This window comes from Pseudomonas sp. AFG_SD02_1510_Pfu_092 (genome assembly GCF_003331055.1).
GTDB lineage: Bacteria > Pseudomonadota > Gammaproteobacteria > Pseudomonadales > Pseudomonadaceae > Aquipseudomonas.
This window is the reverse complement of the sequence record NZ_PUQD01000134.1, coordinates 1-396: the sequence shown is the minus strand read 5'-3', so window position 1 is coordinate 396 and position 396 is coordinate 1. Positions and strand designations below refer to the sequence as shown.

Below are 396 nucleotides of genomic sequence, written 5' to 3'. Positions count from 1 at the left end.
TCAGGGCTGCCGTAGGCGTAACAGGAGGTAGTGACCTGAATGTCATCACAGGGCAGGAAATGCACGGTAATGCCGCAAACTTCTTGGCCGGTATAGTCCGGGACAGCAACAACTTTGCTGTGCCTGCGCTTCTGCGCCAGGATTTTTTCTCTCCAAACCATAACTTTGGTCCAATCTTCTGTCCCGGGAAAATCTATTGCGCTACCGGCACCCGTTTCCCAGTCAACCCGCACCGTCAGCCCCGAAGACCAGCGGGCTGGTGCGACGTAACAGCACCCACCACCTCCGCCTTGAAATGGACCAATAATGTCAACGGCTAAACGGCCATCGACACTGAACCGGTTGATCGCCCAATGGGTATGGTTGACGCCATAGATCGCGCTGGCATCAACAGGC

The 396-nt window shown here is 55.6% G+C and carries 1 protein-coding gene; it reads right to left on the bottom strand.

The window, feature by feature from the left end:
• Nucleotides 1-396 (bottom strand): DUF3304 domain-containing protein (locus C6A77_RS25160; protein ID WP_114172032.1); only part of this gene is annotated, 396 nt, incomplete at both ends.